Consider the following 17,389-nt stretch of genomic DNA (forward strand, 5'->3'; position numbering starts at 1 on the left):
AGGTGTTTGAAAAATATTTTTTTAACTTAGCAGAAAATTGCTGTAAATTATGACATATCTTAAATTAGGAATGCATCACATTTTGTCTATAATATTATTGCTATCACTTCTTTTTGGTGTCAATTCGTGTATAGAAAAAGATTCAAATGGCACTAATGATGATAGTGATCTAACCGAAACACCAATTTCATTTTATTATGGTGCTGACCTGTCTTATGTCAATGAAATGGAAGATTGTGGTGCCATCTATAAGGATTCAGACGGAATAACTACAGATGTATATCAACTATTTAAAAACGAAGGTGCTAATTTGGTAAGAGTACGTCTTTGGCACAATCCTGATTGGACCAATTACTCAAACTTTAATGATGTTAAGGAAACCATACAACGCGCTAAATCCAAAGGTTTAAAAGTGCTATTGGATTTTCATTATAGCGATACTTGGGCAGATCCTTCCAAACAAGAAATCCCTGCCGCTTGGCTTAACGAAATAAACAATACCCCTGCTTTGGGTGAGTTGCTTTACAATTACACCTATAACACTCTAGATGAATTATCCAATCAAAATTTATTGCCAGACATGGTACAAGTCGGTAATGAAATTAACGGTATGATTTTGCAACAAGGTGAGCTAGTTTGGCCTATAGACTGGGCTAGAAATGCTACATTAATCAATAAAGGTATTGAAGCTGTTAGGGATATTGCAACAGCTAAAAATAAAGACATAGAAGTAATGCTTCATATTGCACAACCAGAAAATGGACTTTGGTGGTTTGAGCAAGCTACAGCAAATGGCATCACAGATTTTGATTGGATTGGACTATCCTATTATCCCTTGTGGTCCGATTACGATTTAGATGAAGTACAAACACCGCTTTCTACACTAATTAACACCTATAACAAAAAATTGATGATTGTTGAAACAGCTTATCCTTTTACGCTTGAAAATGCAGATAATGCCAATAACATTTTAGGTTCAGATGCTTTAACAGGCGGATTTCCTGCAAGCCAGCAAGGACAATTAGACTATCTTAATCAGTTAGCCCTAATTATCGAAAATGCTGGCGGACAAGGCTTAGTATATTGGGAACCTGCTTGGGTTTCTACAGGCTGTTCTACACTTTGGGCACAAGGTTCTCATTGGGACAATGCTACACTTTTTGATCACGATAATAAAGCCACGCTCGGAATTAAATTTTATAACGCTTCACTAAATGAATAAGACTTTATTTTCACTTCTTGGTTGTTTGATATTTTTCTGCGGAGCATATTTTTCTGAAGCGCAAACCAGAGAAATAATCACGTTAAAAAAAGGTTGGAAATTTAAAAAAGGGCAACATCCTAGTGCTACTAAAGTAGATTTTGATGACGCTAAATGGGAAACCGTAACCGTTCCTCACGATTGGGCAATTTATGGCCCTTTTGATAAAGAAGTTGATAAACAAACCGTTGCCATTACTCAAAATGGCGAGGATATTGCCACTGAAAAAACAGGCAGAACTGGCGCATTACCTTACATCGGAGAAGCTTGGTACAGAAATACTTTTTCACTTGAGAATTTTGACGATACCAAAAAAGTACTATTGCTTTTTGAAGGCGCTATGAGCGAACCAGAAATCTTTTTAAACGGAGAAAAAGTTGGTGAATGGAAGTACGGTTACAGCTATTTTTATTTTGATGTTTCAAAATACATTAATGGTAAATCTCAAAACACTTTAGCCGTAAAACTAACCAATGAAGGTAAATCGTCAAGATGGTATCCTGGAGCTGGTTTATACCGCAATGTAAGGGTCATTATAAAAAATAACGAAAGTTTTGAGCAATGGTCTACATTTATATCCACACCTTCAATTTCGTTAGATGAAGCTAAAGTTAACATCAAAACAAAAGCTTTTGGTACAGATTTAAAGCTAGTCACGGAAATTTATAACAAAGATGGCAACGAAATAAATTCTAAAGAAACCTCAACCATCATCAACAATGAGTTTGAACAAAATATTAAAGTCAACCAACCGCAACTTTGGAGTCCGGAAACACCATATTTATATACTGCTGTTTTAAAGCTTTACAAAGGCGACATTCTTAAAGATGAAATAACACAACGCTTTGGTATTAGAACCATAGATTACAGCCCAAACACAGGTTTTAGCCTTAATGGCGAAACCAGAAAATTTAAAGGTGTTTGTTTACATCACGATTTGGGTCCAATTGGTACAGCAGTAAATAGGTCTGCATTGCAACGTCAACTCAAAATCTTAAAAGATATGGGTTGCAATGCCATTAGAAGCGCACACAATATGCCGTCTTTTGAGCAATTGGAACTTTGCGACGAAATGGGTTTTATGTTTTTGGCTGAAAGTTTTGACGAATGGAAAAAACCAAAAGTTGAAAATGGCTATAATCGCTTTTTTGATGAATATGCCGAAAAGGATGTCGTTAACTTAGTGAGAGCAACAAGAAACCATCCATCCATTGTTATGTGGAGTTCTGGTAACGAGGTGCCAGATCAATGGGGAAGTGAAGGTGTTAAACGTGCTAAATGGTTACAAGATATTTTTCATAGAGAAGATCCAACGCGACCTGTAACGGTTGGTATGGACCAAGTGAAAGCGGTTATGGAATCTGGTTTTGGTGCCATTATGGATGTTCCAGGACTAAATTACAGAGTTCATTTATACGACGAAGCTTATGAACGTTTTCCGCAAGGTTTCCTTTTAGGTTCCGAAACAGCTTCAACAGTAAGTTCTCGTGGCATCTATAAATTTCCTGTTGAAATTGCTAGTATGAAGACCTATCCAGATTTTCAATCCTCTTCTTACGATTTGGAATACTGTAGCTGGTCCAATCTTCCAGATGATGATTTTGTATTACAAGATGATAGACCTTGGGTTATTGGCGAGTTTGTCTGGACAGGTTTTGATTATTTGGGGGAACCAACGCCGTACGATGAAGCTTGGCCATCGCGAAGTTCGTATTTTGGAATTAATGATTTAGCAGGTTTACCAAAAGACCGCTATTATTTGTACCGAAGTCGTTGGAATACCGAAGATGAAACACTTCATATATTACCGCATTGGAATTGGCAAGGACGTGAAGGCGAAACCACACCAGTTTTTGTGTATACAAGCTACGATAGTGCAGAATTATTTTTGAACGGAAAAAGTTTAGGAATCCAAACTAAAAACAACAAAACGAATCAAAACCGATATCGTTTAATGTGGATAGATGTAAAATACGAACCCGGAATATTAAAAGTAGTAGCTTTAGATAACAATGGCAATCCTGCGGCCGAAAAAGAAATCAAAACCTCAGGAAAACCATATGAGCTTGTTCTCGATTCTGATGTAAAAACTTTAAAAGCCAATGGTGAAGATATTGCTTTTGTTACAGTTTCTGTAGTAGACAAAAATGGCATCCCTTGTCCAACAGCAACAAACCAACTTCAATTTAAAGTTGAAGGAAATGGCTTATACAGAGCTGCCTGCAATGGAGATGCAACTTCATTAGAACTATTTCACTTACCAACGATGAAATTGTTTAGTGGTAAACTCGTAGTACTGGTTCAGTCAACAAATAAAGTTGGAAACATAAAACTTACGGTTACTGGAGATAATCTAGAAAAGGGGGAACTAATTATAACCTCGAAAAAATAATTACCTAATAATAAATCAAATTATCGTTAAATAAAAAAGCCTCAGTAAATACTGAAGCTTTCTAACTTGTACAGGCGGCGAGACTCGAACTCGCACACCTCGCGGCACTAGATCCTAAGTCTAGCGTGTCTACCAATTCCACCACGCCTGCTTACAATCCCGAAAATAACGGGATGCAAATATAAACAATACTTTCAATATTCAAATAGCATTTAAACTAGAATATTTTCGGTTTTGTTTTTGTTATTTTTGTTTGAAACCAAACAATTATTATGCAAAATATAGATTCTTACATCAAAGAACATAAACAACGATTCATAGACGAACTTATAGAACTTCTAAAAATACCATCCATTAGTGCTGATTCAGCCTATAAGAAAGATGTTCTAAACACAGCCGATGCCATTAAAGAAAGTTTAGAAAATGCTGGTTGTGACCATGTGGAAATCTGTGAAACTGAAGGCTACCCAATTGTTTATGGTGAAAAAATTATTGATAAAAACCTGCCAACTGTTTTGGTTTACGGTCATTACGATGTACAACCACCAGATCCATTAGATTTATGGAATTCACCACCTTTTGATCCAATTATTCAAAAAACGGAATTACATCCTGAAGGTGCCATTTTCGCAAGAGGAGCTTGCGATGACAAAGGACAAATGTATATGCATGTAAAAGCATTGGAATACATGACCAAAAACAACGAACTGCCATGCAACGTTAAATTTATGATTGAGGGTGAGGAAGAAGTTGGCAGTGAAAATCTAGGTGTTTTTGTCGCTAACAACAGAGAAAAACTTAAAAATGATGTCATTTTAATTTCTGACACAGGTATGATAGCCAAAGACGTACCTTCCATTACAACTGGCTTAAGAGGACTTAGTTATGTTGAAGTTGAAGTAACGGGTCCGAATCGTGATTTACATTCGGGATTGTACGGAGGTGCAGTAGCAAATCCTATTAATGTCTTGGCTAAAATGATTGCATCTTTACATGATGAAAACAATCATATTACAATTCCTGGGTTTTATGATAAAGTCGAAAACCTTTCTAATGCTGAACGTGCCGAAATGGCGAAAGCTCCTTTCTCATTAGAGGCTTATAAAAAAGCTTTGGATATTGATGCTGTTTATGGTGAAGAAGGCTACACAACCAATGAACGTAATTCAATTAGACCAACATTAGACGTCAACGGCATTTGGGGAGGCTATACTGGTGAAGGAGCCAAAACCGTAATTGCGAGTAAAGCTTACGCAAAAATTTCCATGCGATTAGTACCACATCAAGATTGGGAAGAGATTACTGAATTGTTCAAATCACATTTTGAAAGCATAGCGCCAAAAGGCGTTAAAGTAAAAGTAACTCCGCATCATGGTGGGCAAGGCTACGTGACTCCAATTGATAGTATTGGTTACCAAGCCGCATCAAAAGCTTATGAACAGACCTTTGGAAAAGCACCTATACCTCAACGTAGCGGTGGAAGTATTCCTATTGTATCCCTTTTTGAGCAAGAATTGAAGAGCAAAACCATTTTAATGGGCTTTGGTTTAGATAGCGACGCTATTCATTCACCAAACGAACATTTCGGAATTTGGAATTACCTAAAAGGCATAGAAACCATTCCTTGGTTCTATAAGTATTTTACTGAGTTGAAAAAGTAAGGATTACTCCTTTACAATTTTATAAGTTGAAGATTTAGTATCTGAGTTTATACTAACAAAATAAACACCAGTTGCCATTGTATTGAGTTCAATCACTGTGAGCTCTTTTTGTGAGACTTGTGTTCTAACGACTTTACCTGAAATATCATTGATGGTTATCTTTAACTCTGAGCCTGTAAAGTTTTCAATATTCAGTTTTGAAGTTACCGGATTTGGGAATATCTTGATTTCATTGGGTGAAAATTCTTCTGTGGATAAAACCGAAAAACTAATGCACAAACTCATTTCCGAACAACTACCATTACTGACTTCAACAGCATAATTTCCAGTGGTTGTCGGTGTAAATGTTTGACTGGTTTCTCCTGATATTGCAGCACCAGTATCACAATTAAACCATTGATATGAGCCTGTAGATTGGTTGGCTGTCAATTCTGTTGCTGATTGTGTTACTGTATTATCAAGGTTAATCAATCCAGATTTTGTGGCCAAATAAGCTGTAACTAATTTGGTCAGTTCTGTCATATACTGAAAATCAATATCCTCTACTCTATCATTTGATGTATGATAATCTGGTGTTTCATCGTCGGTTTCCCAAGATTCCCCAACCAAAACCGCAGAATACCCTTCATTCCAAAAACGTGAGTGATCACTTGCCGTTGTTCCTGGGTTAACGACTATTTCATTCAAATCAAAAGTGTAGGTACTGAGAATACTTATTAAATCATCTTTAATGGCAATGGAATTCGCAATGTTTCGCACATCAATATCAAAATCATTATCGCCTGCTGTTCCTGGAGCATCACCATCGTACCCAATCATATCCATATTTACAACCGCAAGTATGTTATCTCTTGTGTTTCCGTTGGTGTCGTCAGCAGCTTGTTGTGCATAATAATTGGCTCCTCGTAAACCTATTTCTTCCTCGTCCCAAAGTGCATAAATAATGGTACTATCTGTACATTGTGTGGATAAAATTCTTGCGATTTCAATAACAGCAGAAACACCAGTAGCATTGTCATCTGCACAATAGGCCGTCACCGAATCATAATGTGCACAAACGATGTAAATATCATCAGGATTAGTCTGTCCCAATTGTGTGGCAATAATATTTTTCCCAGTAGTATTAAAGTTCTGATAGTTCACCGTGAGATTAGGTAAAGCCTCTAACTGTTCTTTTATGTATTCTGCAGCTAAATCGTTATTGCTGTGTACTCGGCTGGTAATGGTCTGCGTTGTACCATCAATATTGGCAGATTGTTCGCCAGATAGCACCGCGACTTTAGTTTCTAAGTTTATAGTGCTGACCTGATTCATTAAATCTTCTACAGATTGTCCATAAGAGACACCCAAAACCGTAAAACCAAATATCATAGAAAGAAATACGCTCTTCATCACTTTATATTTTCTTTTTCATTTTTCGTAAAGATAATTATTTAGAATTATAATCTATTTTTAAAACTCTAAGCTTTATCAAGGTCAATACACCCCTAAAGTCCCCTCAAGGGGACACTAATAACAGAGCTTGTTTTGAGAATTGTCTCCTTGAGGGAACTTTAGGGCTGTCAAAAATATTTTTAATAAAATCTTTTGTAAATCATTATTTTATTCTACATTTGTAGAGTTAATTCTAACATTGTAGAACATGCAACTCTCAAAAACCGAAGAACAGTTAATGCAATATCTCTGGAAGCTAGAAAAAGCTTTTATGAAAGATTTGTTGGATATCTATCCTGAGCCCAAACCAGCAACCACTACAGTTGCCACTTTATTAAAACGTATGATCGGCAAGGGTTTTGTAGATTATAAAACCTACGGAAAGTCGCGAGAGTATTTTCCTTTGGTTAAAAAAGAAGATTACTTTTCCAAACATGTTAATGGGCTCATAAAAACATTCTTTAATGATAGTGCTACTCAGTTTGCATCGTTTTTTACAAGAAAAACAGACTTAACTAAAGAAGAGTTAGAAGAATTAAAGTCTATTATAGACCAAGAAATTAAAAACAAGTAGCTATGGATACGTACCTATTAAAATTTTCGGCTTGTTTGTTGGCTTTTTGGCTCATCTATATTTTGATGTTAGAGCGTCAAAAAATGCACCATTTTAAACGCTTTTATCTACTAGGTTGCTTTGCCGCAGCTTTAATCATACCACTATTGACTATAACACATTATGTAGAGCCGATAGTTCAAGATTTTGATTCATCGCCAATGTATATCCCAATAGAATCAGGTCTTGCAGAAGTACAAATTGAGGAAAGAACGTTTATGACCTTAGAAACCGTATTATGGCTTATCTATGGTATTGGTGCGCTACTATTTACCGTTCGGTTTGTGGTTAACCTTACAAAATTGTATCGTCTAATCTCCAAGAATGAGCGTATACCTCAACGTTCATTTATATATGTGTTGTTGAAAAACTATCGTATACCACATTCCTTTTTTAAGTACATCTTTTTGAATAAATCAAAGTTTGAAAACAACGATATACCGAAAGAGGTTTTACTGCACGAAGAAACCCATGCCAAGCAATGGCACAGTTTAGATATTATACTTATTGAACTGCTTCAAATTGTGTTTTGGTTTCACCCTTTAATTTATGTACTGAAACACCATGTAAAGCTTAATCACGAATTTTTGGCTGACGATGCCGTTTTACAAGAAGGTTCAGATACCAAAACGTATCAAAACATATTACTACAATTTTCATCAAGTACTCAAGAGCATCAGCTGGCGAGTGCCATCAATTATTCATCCATCAAAAAACGATTTACAGTTATGAAAACACAAACATCAAAAACCAGAATTTGGTTGAGCAGCTTATTATTGCTCCCTATTATTGCTATTCTTTTTTACAGTTTTGCTGAAAGGGAGTATGTTGAAAAAACATCTGAACTAAGCAGTGCTAGAGTAGATGAAATTGAGACTCAACAAGTAGTCACAAAAACAGAAATAGAAAAATACAATGCTTGGGCTAAGAAAATACATAGTGAAAGTAAAGCACTTTCAGAAGATGCTACATGGTATCCTCCTATTGACGAACAAGACTTAATTAAATTCTCAAAGATCTATAAAAGAATGTCAGCTCAACAGAAAAAACAAGCTCTTGAGTATCCTTTTCCAGGTCTTGATGTAAAAGATAGCGAACAACAAAAAGCCACACAAAAACAAATTGCAGCTTATAACGCTTGGGCAAAAAAAATAAATACTGCCATGGCTAAAGCTAAAGCCAATAATGACGTAAACGCATATCCTATTGTAAAGGTAAAAGAGGTCAATAAATACAAAGCTATTTACAATATTATGACAGAAGCTCAGAAAAAAGTAGCAGAGCCATGGCCAAGTTTTCCGCCTCCACTACCACCTCCACCAGTAGAACAAGAAAGACCTACAGTAATTGAAATTGCAGAATACGATGCATGGGCAAAAAAAATGAATGCTGCCATTAAAAAAGCTGAAGCAACCAATACCAAAATAAAAGAATACCCTATAATCAAGAAAAAGGAATACGATAAATACTATAATATTTACAGTAACCTAATGACTGAAGCGCAACGTGAGAATGCCGAACCATGGCCAAATATTCCGCCACCTCCTCCGCCTCCACCACCAGCGCCAGAACCAACAAAGGTTAGAAAAGGAGGTGAGGACATTCCACCACCTCCTCCTCCGCCAGCACCAGAATCACCTTTAGAGTTTGTAATAAGAATGGCAAAAGCTGATGCAATATTCTTTAGTGAGGGAAAATCCATTTCTTCAGATCAGGCAATTAAACTCATGAAGACAAAAAAAATGTTTAATATTAAAGCTACAGAAAAATCTAAAGATGGTCGGCCATTAGTTTATATTATGGAAAAGCAATAAAAGTCAAAGACTAATAATTATAAAATCTTAAAAAAGCCTCGATTATCGAGGCTTTTTTTGATATATAGTGTAACAAATCATAGGTTTTAGCGTTCTAATAGTCAATCAATCAAAAAACAATCAATCATGTTAAAACAATTCTTCATTTTATGTTCGGGAGCCGATACGGATATTCTAGACGAATGTTCCATTGGCGAACAAAATAAATACGCTGGTATTGGCGCTACAGTTTTCTTTACGGCTCTAATGGCCACAATCGCATCGAGCTACGCGCTTTACAACGTTTTTGACAACTTATACACCTCCGTTTTCTTCGGAATTATTTGGGGTTTGCTCATTTTTAACCTAGATCGTTATATTGTCTCAACAATAAAGAAACGCGACAATGTTTTGGACGAAATCCTTCAAGCCACTCCACGGATTTTCTTGGCAGTAATTATCGCTATTGTTATTTCAAAACCATTAGAACTAAAGATTTTTGAAAAGGAAATCAATCAAGTTCTATTGGAGCAGAAGAATGATTTAACCTTAGCCAATCAAAATCAGATTGCTCAACAGTTTAATCCTAAAATTGCGGATTTAGAAAATCAGATTATAGGTTTACAATCGCAGATTGACACCAAAGAAACAGAAGTCAATGCGCTTTACGACACTTATATTACAGAAGCCGAAGGCACATCAGGAACCATGAAATTAGGCAAAGGCCCTGTCTATAAAGAAAAACGTGAAAAACATGATGCTGCTTTAGCAGAATTACAACAACTTAAGACAGATAACAACGCAAAGATAGAGGCTATAGAAAATGATATCATAGCCTTGCAGGGAGATTATAAAGCCAATGTTGCAGAATCGCAACCTGTGATCGATAATTTTGATGGCTTAATGGCACGTGTTAATGCTTTGGGAGTACTGCCTTGGTTGCCTTCATTTTTTATATTTCTTTTGTTTTTGGCTATAGAGACCTCTCCTATAATTGCAAAACTATTATCTCCAAAAGGTGAATATGACTTTAAGTTAGAAGACCAGGAAACGGTAGTAAAATCTTGGGTAAATCAACAGGTTGCCGAACGCAAATTACTGGTAGCTACCGACAACGAAATCAATAACAGAGTTTACACAGAAATTGCCGACGAGGAAGAAGTAATGAACTACAAGCGTGAAAAAGCACGCGAATTGATGCAGCACCAAGCAGATGCGTTTTTAAAGAAACAGAAAGGGGTGCTTTGAGTTCGATAAGTGCAATCACCACTATTTAAGAAATCTCTTAGAATATTATAATTAGTTATTACTTTTATATAATAATTAAAAAATTCAACCTTATGAGATTTGTCTATGCCTTAGTTTTATCATTATTATTTGTTAGTTGTATTAGCGTAAAGGCTGATGTTAACACAGAAAAAAATAATTTACCATCCACTAGTGTGGTTGATGCAGAAGCTGGTATTCGTTTAGTCATGCAAGCTCAAGAAAGTGCTTGGAACAATCATGATCTAGAGAGTTTTATGCAAGGCTATTGGAAAAGTGAAGAGTTAAAATTTTATGGATCTAATGGACTTACATTAGGTTGGGATAACACATTAGCTAGATATAAAAAAGCGTACCCAACAAAAGCAGAAAGTGGTAGGTTAAAGTTCGTTATCAATGATATTTCTAAAATTGAAGGTGACAATTATTGGGTAATGGGAGAATATCACTTAAAACGGGACATTGGTGATGCCAATGGAGTCTTTATCATTATCTTTAAAAAGATTGCAGGCGAATGGAAAATTGTTGCTGATATGTCTTGCTAAAAGTCTCTAAAAGAAAAGTGTTTCCAAGAGCATTAATCTGTCACGAAAAACACTAGTCGGAAACACTTTATTTTAAATCTTTATCTAAAACTGCTTATGCAGCTACAGTAGTTTCTTCTTGACTTTTAAAGTGGTCGTATAAGTCTTTGCAGCCCAAACCGACTATAGATAATCGTTTTGATTTTGTTATCGATTCATTGTGTAATCTTGCCAAAGCCATTACACCTGCCCTGTCAATGCTTTCAACACTTTCAATATCTAACAAAACATCATCTAGCTTGTCAAAAATATTAGAGAAATGTGCGTGAAATGTTTTTAAGTTCAACTTGTTTAAGGTTCCTTTAATCTGAAAGCGATTGTTGTAGTTGGTAATCTGTAAGTCCATAATAAATAATATTAGTTCATCAATAATAATTTAGGGCTATTAATCTGTAAATTTGGTGCTATTAATTCAAAGGGATGCCTCAATATCCGATATATAATCCTTAGTTAATTAGAAAATCGACAAATGGTAATATTGACTAGTTAATTTGAAATTGGTGGTTTATTTTTTCGATAAACAACACATTTGCAAACAGATAGAATGTAAGAAAATTAACTACTTAGAATTTAGTTTTTTCATATGTGACTCAATATTTACAGGCTTGTACACTTGCGTAATAGAAACTGGATATTTTTTTAATAAACGCTTAGGTCTTATCGGTCGTTTTTCAAATCCACCACCACAGTTAGGGCAAACTTCTTTTAAAAGTGCTACACAGTCTTTACAATAGGTACATTCAAACGTGCAAATCATGGCTTCGTTAGAGTTATATGGTAATGCTTTATTACAGTTTTCGCAGGTTGGCCTAATCTCTAACATTTTTGATCTTTTAAAAAATTGAATCCTTATAATTATTTTTGCAGCATGAAATACAGTTACAAACTTATCCTAATGGCCATATTAGCCGCAATAACCATTTACGGCTTGGTGACCGGTAAATATCTGTTTCTTGTTTTTATGATTCCCCTTAGTTTTAGTTTCTTCAACAAAAAAGACTCGGATTAAATCTTTTTAACGTATTCTGTAATAATCACAATCTGCTGGCCATCGACCTTACCTTCAATATACGTCTCATTGTCGTGGTCTAATCTTATATTTCTAACTGCTGTGCCTTGCTTGGCTATCATGCTCGAGCCTTTTACTTTAAGATCTTTGATCAGCACTACTGAATCACCAGTTACCAAAATAACACCATTAACATCTCTATGGGTGATTTTATTTTCATCCTCTTCACCGTCTCCCGATGCCTTTGCCAATTCAAGGGTCTCGTCTTCCAAATACATCATACTTAATAAATTGTGTGACCAATCGGCTTCAATTCTATTAAGCATTCTCCAAGCCATAATCTTAACGGCATCATGCTCACTCCACATACTGTCGTTAAGACAACGCCAATGGTTAGCATCAATCTTTTCAGAATCGTCCATTTGTTCAATACAGGCTTTACAGGCATAAAGCGAGGTATTTAATCCATTTTCTTTAATGTCTGGCACATTGTAAGTTGAAATATTTTCTGAATTGCCACACAGTTCGCATTGATTGTTACTGCGCTGTTGAAGTTCTTTTTCCAAGGACATATCTTATTGTTTAGAACAAATGTAGAGTTAATTGAAGGTTTCCCTTACTTTTTTGGGTAATCCTTTTACGATCATATCATAAGAATGGTCAATGAGCTCAAAAATAAATTTGGTTGTCAATTCTCCTGTATGAAAATAAACACTGTTCCATGATTTTTTATGCATGTGGTAACCTGGTTTTATACTGTTGTATTCTGCACGTAATTCTTCAGCATAGTCAGGATCGCATTTAAGATTAATAAAACCTTCTCCTTTTTCCCATTTAGAAAGTGATGCCAACGCAAACATTTTATTCCACACCTTAAACACCAACACATCATCATCAAAAGGGAAGTGTTCTGTGACTTCTTTTTTGCTCATGCAATAATTTCTGTAGTCTTCTATGTTCATCCCATCTATATCTTCCCAAAGGGAAGACTTTTTATTATTTCAATAACTTTTTATCCTCTTCCCCTTCAATTTTTAAAGCCGAATAGTCTAAAGTCCAACCGATAGTTTCAACTAAATTCTCAATAAGCTGAATCGCCTCCAAGGCTTCTTGTTTTGCTATATTATATAAACCACTCTCAGGAACTTTATCCAATATATGTGCTTTAGCTTTAGTGTGCAAATCAGTTAAATCTGATGCTTCAAATCTATTGAACATGCCATCGCGCTTATCGTAATAATTAATATCACTTTCAATAGACAACACTTCTGGCTGTGGAAAATGTGATAGTACTACGGTCTTTGATTTTGGGTTGGAATCCATTTGTATTTTACTCAAATCGAACCCAACATGCGCCTTTGCATTAATAACAACCAACGCTTTCTTTCGACTAGAAATTAGTTTTAAGAATTTTTCCTTTACGTCTTCGTAATGATAAATCTCGGCAAAGTCGCCTTCGACCGTAATAAATTTACAAACACGTTTTATTTTGTCCAGTAACACAATGGATTGCTCGTTGGTCTTCTTTTTGGTTTTCCATTGCTTGTATATGGTAACCAAACCCAAGGTTACCAATATGCTTATAATGATTATAAAAAATGTTTCCATTTATGTTATTTCTTTATTCATAGGACACTTTTAATCTGTTCCGTCACATACTAAACGTCCACATGGGTTTAGATACTGAAACAAGTTCAGCACGACAAATCAAATGCATTAATCTATAACCTTATACAAAATCGGTTTACTTGGTGTGGCATCATTCTCAAAAGGTGCAATTTGAAGATTGAGCATATACATACCGTCTTCAATTTTATTGGCCACATAGATCAACTCAGTAATTGTGGCGTCTTTTCTAATTTTGCCTTTGGTGTTCCAAAATGTGTTATGCCCTTTTAGTTCACCACCATCTTCTTCCCTATCTACACTTGGCAAATCAATCAATAGGTGCTTAATGCCTTTTTTTACCAACAGTTTTATAGCATCTTCTTGAAAGTACGTCCAATTAGTATTGGAATACTGTCTTGATTTTTTGTCTCTGGTATTTGGCATAGTGCGCACCACTAAGGCCTCTCTTTTTTTATTACCTAAAGCAAATTGCAGTTGCTTTGCCGAAATCACATAATCATCATCTAGCTTTTCTGGTGCCACAGTAACCACTTCTGCCAAAAAGAAAAACTGTTTTAAGTACTTATTAACTGAATATTTTTCTTTTGTAATATGCCCAACGGTTTCTGTATGGGTTCCGTGAGAATGTGGATTAAAGGTTATAGTGTTAAAGTTTACCGCAGCACCTTCAGCAACACTAATGGTGTCTCCGTCAAAAACTTCTGGTTCTATTTTTGGTTCACCAATATACCAAGCATTTATATTGGATTTACCGCCTTTTATTGGTATAGAGATATCTAAGGGCTGTGATAAATCTATTTTTAGTTTTCTGGAATTGTATTGAATTGTAGTTATCAAGATAAATTAAGTTTAAATAATTCTGAAGCAATACCATCACTCAAAAATTGTCCTTTTTCAGTAACACGTAAATGCTCATCATCAATATACAATAAATGTTGATTTATAAAAACATTGGCTTGCTCAATTAGATAATCTTTATATACCATCCCAAAATTTTGTTCAACTTTGGTTAAAGACACTCCCCAAGTGGTGCGCAAACCTGTCATTATATATTCATTGTATTGGTCTGTTTTAGTGAGCGTCTCTATCTCAATTGGCAATTCATTGTGTTGAATAGCTTTTATATATTTCGAATTGTTTCTTACGTTCCATCCACGTTGTGTACCATTAAAAGAATGTGCTGAAGGACCAACACCTATGTACGGTTTTCCCTGCCAATAGGCCGAATTGTTTTTACTAAAATAACCTTCCTTGCCAAAATTAGACAACTCATAATGAATAAAATCTTCTTCTTCTAATCGATCTTTTAATATGTGGAATTGCTCATGGGCTTGCTCATCATCCACATCTTCAATAATGCCTTTTTTTATAAATGATGCCAGTGCCGTTTTCGGTTCAACCGTTAAGGCGTAGCTCGAGATATGTGGTACGTTATAACTCAAAGCAATTTCAATATTTCTTTTCCATTGCTCGTTTGACGCACCTGGAATGCCGTAAATTAAATCGAGGGAAATATTATCGAAGTGGCGAGTCGCCACAGACAGACATTTTTTTGCCTCTTCTTCGTTGTGCGCACGATTCATAAGTTTTAAATCGGATTCGAAAAAGGATTGGATACCGATGCTCAATCTGTTGATTAGTGAATCTCCTAAATCTTCTATTCGCTGAGCCGAAAGATCATCTGGATTGGCTTCTAGGGTGATCTCTGGATTTTCTGAAACCTGATAATTTTTATAAACCGAATCCATCAGAAGTTGTAATTCGTCATTCGTCAATAGACTTGGTGTTCCACCACCTAAGTAGATGGTTTCTACCGTTACATCTTTAAATTCATCTTTACGAAGTTCTAACTCTTTAGCTAGTGCTTCGATTAGTTCATCTTTCTTTTTTAATGAGGTTGAAAAGTGAAAGTCGCAGTAATGACAAGCTTGTTTGCAGAATGGTATGTGGATGTAGATGCCAGCCATTTTAGTTTTTTCTTTTTGGCTGCTTTGGGACAAGCCTCAAAGCGTCACGCCTTTCAACAACTAGGTCAGGATTTCTTTTTCTAAGCTCATTAATATTTTGGTCTGAAATTAATTCGTGATCAACATATACTCTTACGAGATTTGGCAAATCAGCAACCTCTAAAGGAATTTTTTTTAAGTTATTATTGTGCAAATTCAAATATCTAATGCTTTTCAGTTTTATTATCTGATACGGAAAATTTCTAAATCTATTATACTCTAGGCTAATTGAGTAAAGTTTATCTAGGTTAGAAATAGAATAGGGTAAATCTGATATTTCATTGGTACCTAAATTTAGGGTTTTTAATTTACTTAAATTACCTATAGATTCTGGTACCACTTCAATTTTATTAGCACCTAAATTGAGCTTTTTTAGTTTTTTTAGATTACCAATATTTACTGGCAACTCTTTAATTTTACATGCGTTAGCAGTAATCTCCTTAAGGTTAGTACAATAAGATAGTTCTGCTCTCAATCTTGTAAAACCCGAACCACCCATAACTATTTGCTCAAGACATTTAAGTTTGCCTATTTCACTAGGCAAATCTTTCAACCTTTTATTTTTGCTAAGGTCTAAATACCTTAGTTTTTTCAGTTGACCAATATTGATTACCTCCTTTAAATTTACATTTTGATTTAATGCTAGACCTATCAAATTATCCAATTGCGATAAATTAACTGGAAGCTTCTCAATGCCACAATGGTTCATTGCCAATAATTCCAACTTTGGAAAATCACCTAAATCGGTTATCAATTTTTCTAAATCTGTAAAAGGGTTGTCCGAGATATCTAAAGCTTCTAAGTTTTTAAAATGGAATAACTCCTTAGGCAGCTCAGTTAAATTTAGAGAATTGATTTTTAGCTTAGTTATGGTTTCCGATTTTGACAAAAGTGCTTTTAAATCTGTGGTTTGTTCCAGTGTATTCAATTCATAGAAAGGACCTGAAGTATATTTGAGGTGTCCATTCCATTTCATTTTTACCTCATCGCATGCAGAAGCATTAATAGGTTTTTCACTGATTTTTTCTATAGTATTTCCATCTGTATTAGAAGAAAGAAATTTGTTTTGATTCCTTTCTTCACAACTAAAAATTAAAAGAATAATAATGCAGGTTATCTTTTTCATAATTAAAAATAGATTCCTGCTTTCGCAGGAATGACAAATCAACGATTAAACAAATAAACTATTTTTTAACTCTTTTCTCATTCTGCTTTACAAAAGCAGCCCAACCTGTATAACTCTCACCAACCTCTACTCTACCTTGATTGTAAAAATGACAAACTGCTGCCGCCAACCCATCGGTTGAATCGAGGTTTTTAGGAAGTGATTTTAGGTTTAATGTACTTTGTAGCATTTTGGCGACTTGCTCTTTGCTGGCATTACCATTACCCGTAATCGCCATCTTAATTTTCTTTGGTGAATATTCGGTGATAGGAACCTCTCTAGATAAACCTGCTGCCATAGCCACACCTTGTGCTCTTCCCAATTTCAACATACTTTGTACATTCTTACCGAAGAAGGGAGCTTCAATGGCTATTTCATCTGGATGATAGGTGTCAATGAGTTCTACAGTGCGTTCAAAAATGAGTTTGAGTTTCAGGTAATGGTCGTCGTATTTTTTGAGCTGCAATTCATTGAGTTGCATAAACTGCATCTGTTTTCCAACCACTTTTATAAGTCCAAAACCCATAATGGTGGTTCCTGGATCAATTCCTAATATTATTTTTTCTTTACTCATTT

Annotated in this window: 17 protein-coding genes and 1 tRNA gene; 7 read left to right on the forward strand and 11 right to left on the reverse strand. The window is 35.3% G+C overall.

Going from position 1 to position 17,389, the window contains the following annotated elements:
• The first annotated feature begins 49 nt into the window (after positions 1 to 49).
• Together ACQ65V_RS03275 and ACQ65V_RS03280 are read left to right on the forward strand one after the other, a co-directional pair.
• Entirely contained in the window at positions 50 to 1,222 is a 1,173-nt protein-coding gene (locus ACQ65V_RS03275; protein ID WP_430466862.1) for a glycoside hydrolase family 53 protein, read from the forward strand.
• On the forward strand, positions 1,215 to 3,653 hold the full coding sequence (locus tag ACQ65V_RS03280; RefSeq protein WP_155088206.1) for a DUF4982 domain-containing protein: 2,439 nt from the start codon (positions 1,215 to 1,217) through the stop codon (positions 3,651 to 3,653). The genes ACQ65V_RS03275 and ACQ65V_RS03280 overlap by 8 nt, the downstream gene beginning before the upstream one ends.
• A gap of 69 nt (positions 3,654 to 3,722) precedes the next feature.
• Here ACQ65V_RS03280 and ACQ65V_RS03285 read toward each other — a convergent pair.
• A tRNA-Leu gene (locus ACQ65V_RS03285) sits at positions 3,723 to 3,804 on the reverse strand.
• Positions 3,805 to 3,925: 121 nt separating this feature from the next.
• Here ACQ65V_RS03285 and ACQ65V_RS03290 point away from each other — a divergent pair.
• Entirely contained in the window at positions 3,926 to 5,314 is a 1,389-nt protein-coding gene (locus tag ACQ65V_RS03290) for a dipeptidase (protein WP_155088205.1), read from the forward strand.
• A 3-nt stretch (positions 5,315 to 5,317) separates the two neighbouring features.
• Here the strand turns inward: ACQ65V_RS03290 and ACQ65V_RS03295 are convergent, their stop codons facing one another.
• Positions 5,318 to 6,706 carry a M28 family peptidase gene (locus ACQ65V_RS03295; RefSeq protein ID WP_155088204.1) on the reverse strand — a complete coding sequence of 463 codons (1,389 nt, stop codon included), beginning with the start codon at positions 6,704 to 6,706 and terminating at the stop codon, positions 5,318 to 5,320.
• A 250-nt stretch (positions 6,707 to 6,956) separates the two neighbouring features.
• On the opposite strand from ACQ65V_RS03295, the gene ACQ65V_RS03300 reads away from it, so the two are divergent.
• The 4 genes from ACQ65V_RS03300 to ACQ65V_RS03315 all read left to right on the forward strand — a co-directional run bounded on the left by ACQ65V_RS03300 (position 6,957) and on the right by ACQ65V_RS03315 (position 10,965).
• A complete protein-coding gene (locus ACQ65V_RS03300) occupies positions 6,957 to 7,322 on the forward strand; it encodes a BlaI/MecI/CopY family transcriptional regulator (RefSeq protein ID WP_155088203.1) in 366 nt (121 codons plus the stop codon).
• A gap of 2 nt (positions 7,323 to 7,324) precedes the next feature.
• Positions 7,325 to 9,175, forward strand: coding sequence for a M56 family metallopeptidase (locus tag ACQ65V_RS03305; protein WP_155088202.1), 1,851 nt, complete (start codon positions 7,325 to 7,327; stop codon positions 9,173 to 9,175).
• Positions 9,176 to 9,301: 126 nt separating this feature from the next.
• Positions 9,302 to 10,402 carry a DUF4407 domain-containing protein gene (locus ACQ65V_RS03310; protein ID WP_155088201.1) on the forward strand — a complete coding sequence of 367 codons (1,101 nt, stop codon included), beginning with the start codon at positions 9,302 to 9,304 and terminating at the stop codon, positions 10,400 to 10,402.
• 92 nt (positions 10,403 to 10,494) lie between these two features.
• Complete coding sequence (locus ACQ65V_RS03315) at positions 10,495 to 10,965, forward strand: YybH family protein (RefSeq protein WP_155088200.1); 471 nt, start codon at positions 10,495 to 10,497, stop codon at positions 10,963 to 10,965.
• Between the two features lie 94 nt (positions 10,966 to 11,059).
• Here ACQ65V_RS03315 and ACQ65V_RS03320 read toward each other — a convergent pair whose 3' ends face one another.
• From ACQ65V_RS03320 to ruvC, 9 genes are all read right to left on the reverse strand, one after another.
• Entirely contained in the window at positions 11,060 to 11,350 is a 291-nt protein-coding gene (locus ACQ65V_RS03320) for an STAS domain-containing protein (RefSeq protein ID WP_155088199.1), read from the reverse strand.
• 213 nt (positions 11,351 to 11,563) lie between these two features.
• Positions 11,564 to 11,827: a DUF1272 domain-containing protein gene (locus tag ACQ65V_RS03325; RefSeq protein WP_430466863.1), complete on the reverse strand. Its 264-nt coding sequence runs from the start codon at positions 11,825 to 11,827 to the stop codon at positions 11,564 to 11,566.
• Positions 11,828 to 12,009: 182 nt separating this feature from the next.
• The gene (locus ACQ65V_RS03330; protein ID WP_430466864.1) at positions 12,010 to 12,585 is read right to left on the reverse strand and encodes a PhnA domain-containing protein; all 576 of its coding nucleotides are present in this window, start codon (positions 12,583 to 12,585) and stop codon (positions 12,010 to 12,012) included.
• A 27-nt stretch (positions 12,586 to 12,612) separates the two neighbouring features.
• Positions 12,613 to 12,975: an MmcQ/YjbR family DNA-binding protein gene (locus ACQ65V_RS03335; protein ID WP_430466865.1), complete on the reverse strand. Its 363-nt coding sequence runs from the start codon at positions 12,973 to 12,975 to the stop codon at positions 12,613 to 12,615.
• A 34-nt stretch (positions 12,976 to 13,009) separates the two neighbouring features.
• Entirely contained in the window at positions 13,010 to 13,621 is a 612-nt protein-coding gene (locus tag ACQ65V_RS03340; protein ID WP_155088195.1) for a DUF4230 domain-containing protein, read from the reverse strand.
• A 108-nt stretch (positions 13,622 to 13,729) separates the two neighbouring features.
• Entirely contained in the window at positions 13,730 to 14,479 is a 750-nt protein-coding gene (locus ACQ65V_RS03345; protein ID WP_430466866.1) for a cyclase family protein, read from the reverse strand.
• Positions 14,476 to 15,609, reverse strand: coding sequence for a radical SAM family heme chaperone HemW (gene hemW / locus ACQ65V_RS03350; RefSeq protein WP_430466867.1), 1,134 nt, complete (start codon positions 15,607 to 15,609; stop codon positions 14,476 to 14,478). The genes ACQ65V_RS03345 and hemW overlap by 4 nt, the downstream gene beginning before the upstream one ends.
• Position 15,610: 1 nt before the next feature.
• Positions 15,611 to 16,774, reverse strand: coding sequence for a leucine-rich repeat domain-containing protein (locus tag ACQ65V_RS03355; RefSeq protein ID WP_430466868.1), 1,164 nt, complete (start codon positions 16,772 to 16,774; stop codon positions 15,611 to 15,613).
• 58 nt (positions 16,775 to 16,832) lie between these two features.
• A complete protein-coding gene (gene ruvC, locus ACQ65V_RS03360) occupies positions 16,833 to 17,387 on the reverse strand; it encodes a crossover junction endodeoxyribonuclease RuvC (RefSeq protein ID WP_430466869.1) in 555 nt (184 codons plus the stop codon).
• Between the last annotated feature and the right edge of the window lie 2 nt (positions 17,388 to 17,389).

It is taken from the genome of Winogradskyella ouciana (assembly GCF_965284585.1).
Taxonomy (GTDB): Bacteria; Bacteroidota; Bacteroidia; order Flavobacteriales; family Flavobacteriaceae; genus Winogradskyella; species Winogradskyella ouciana.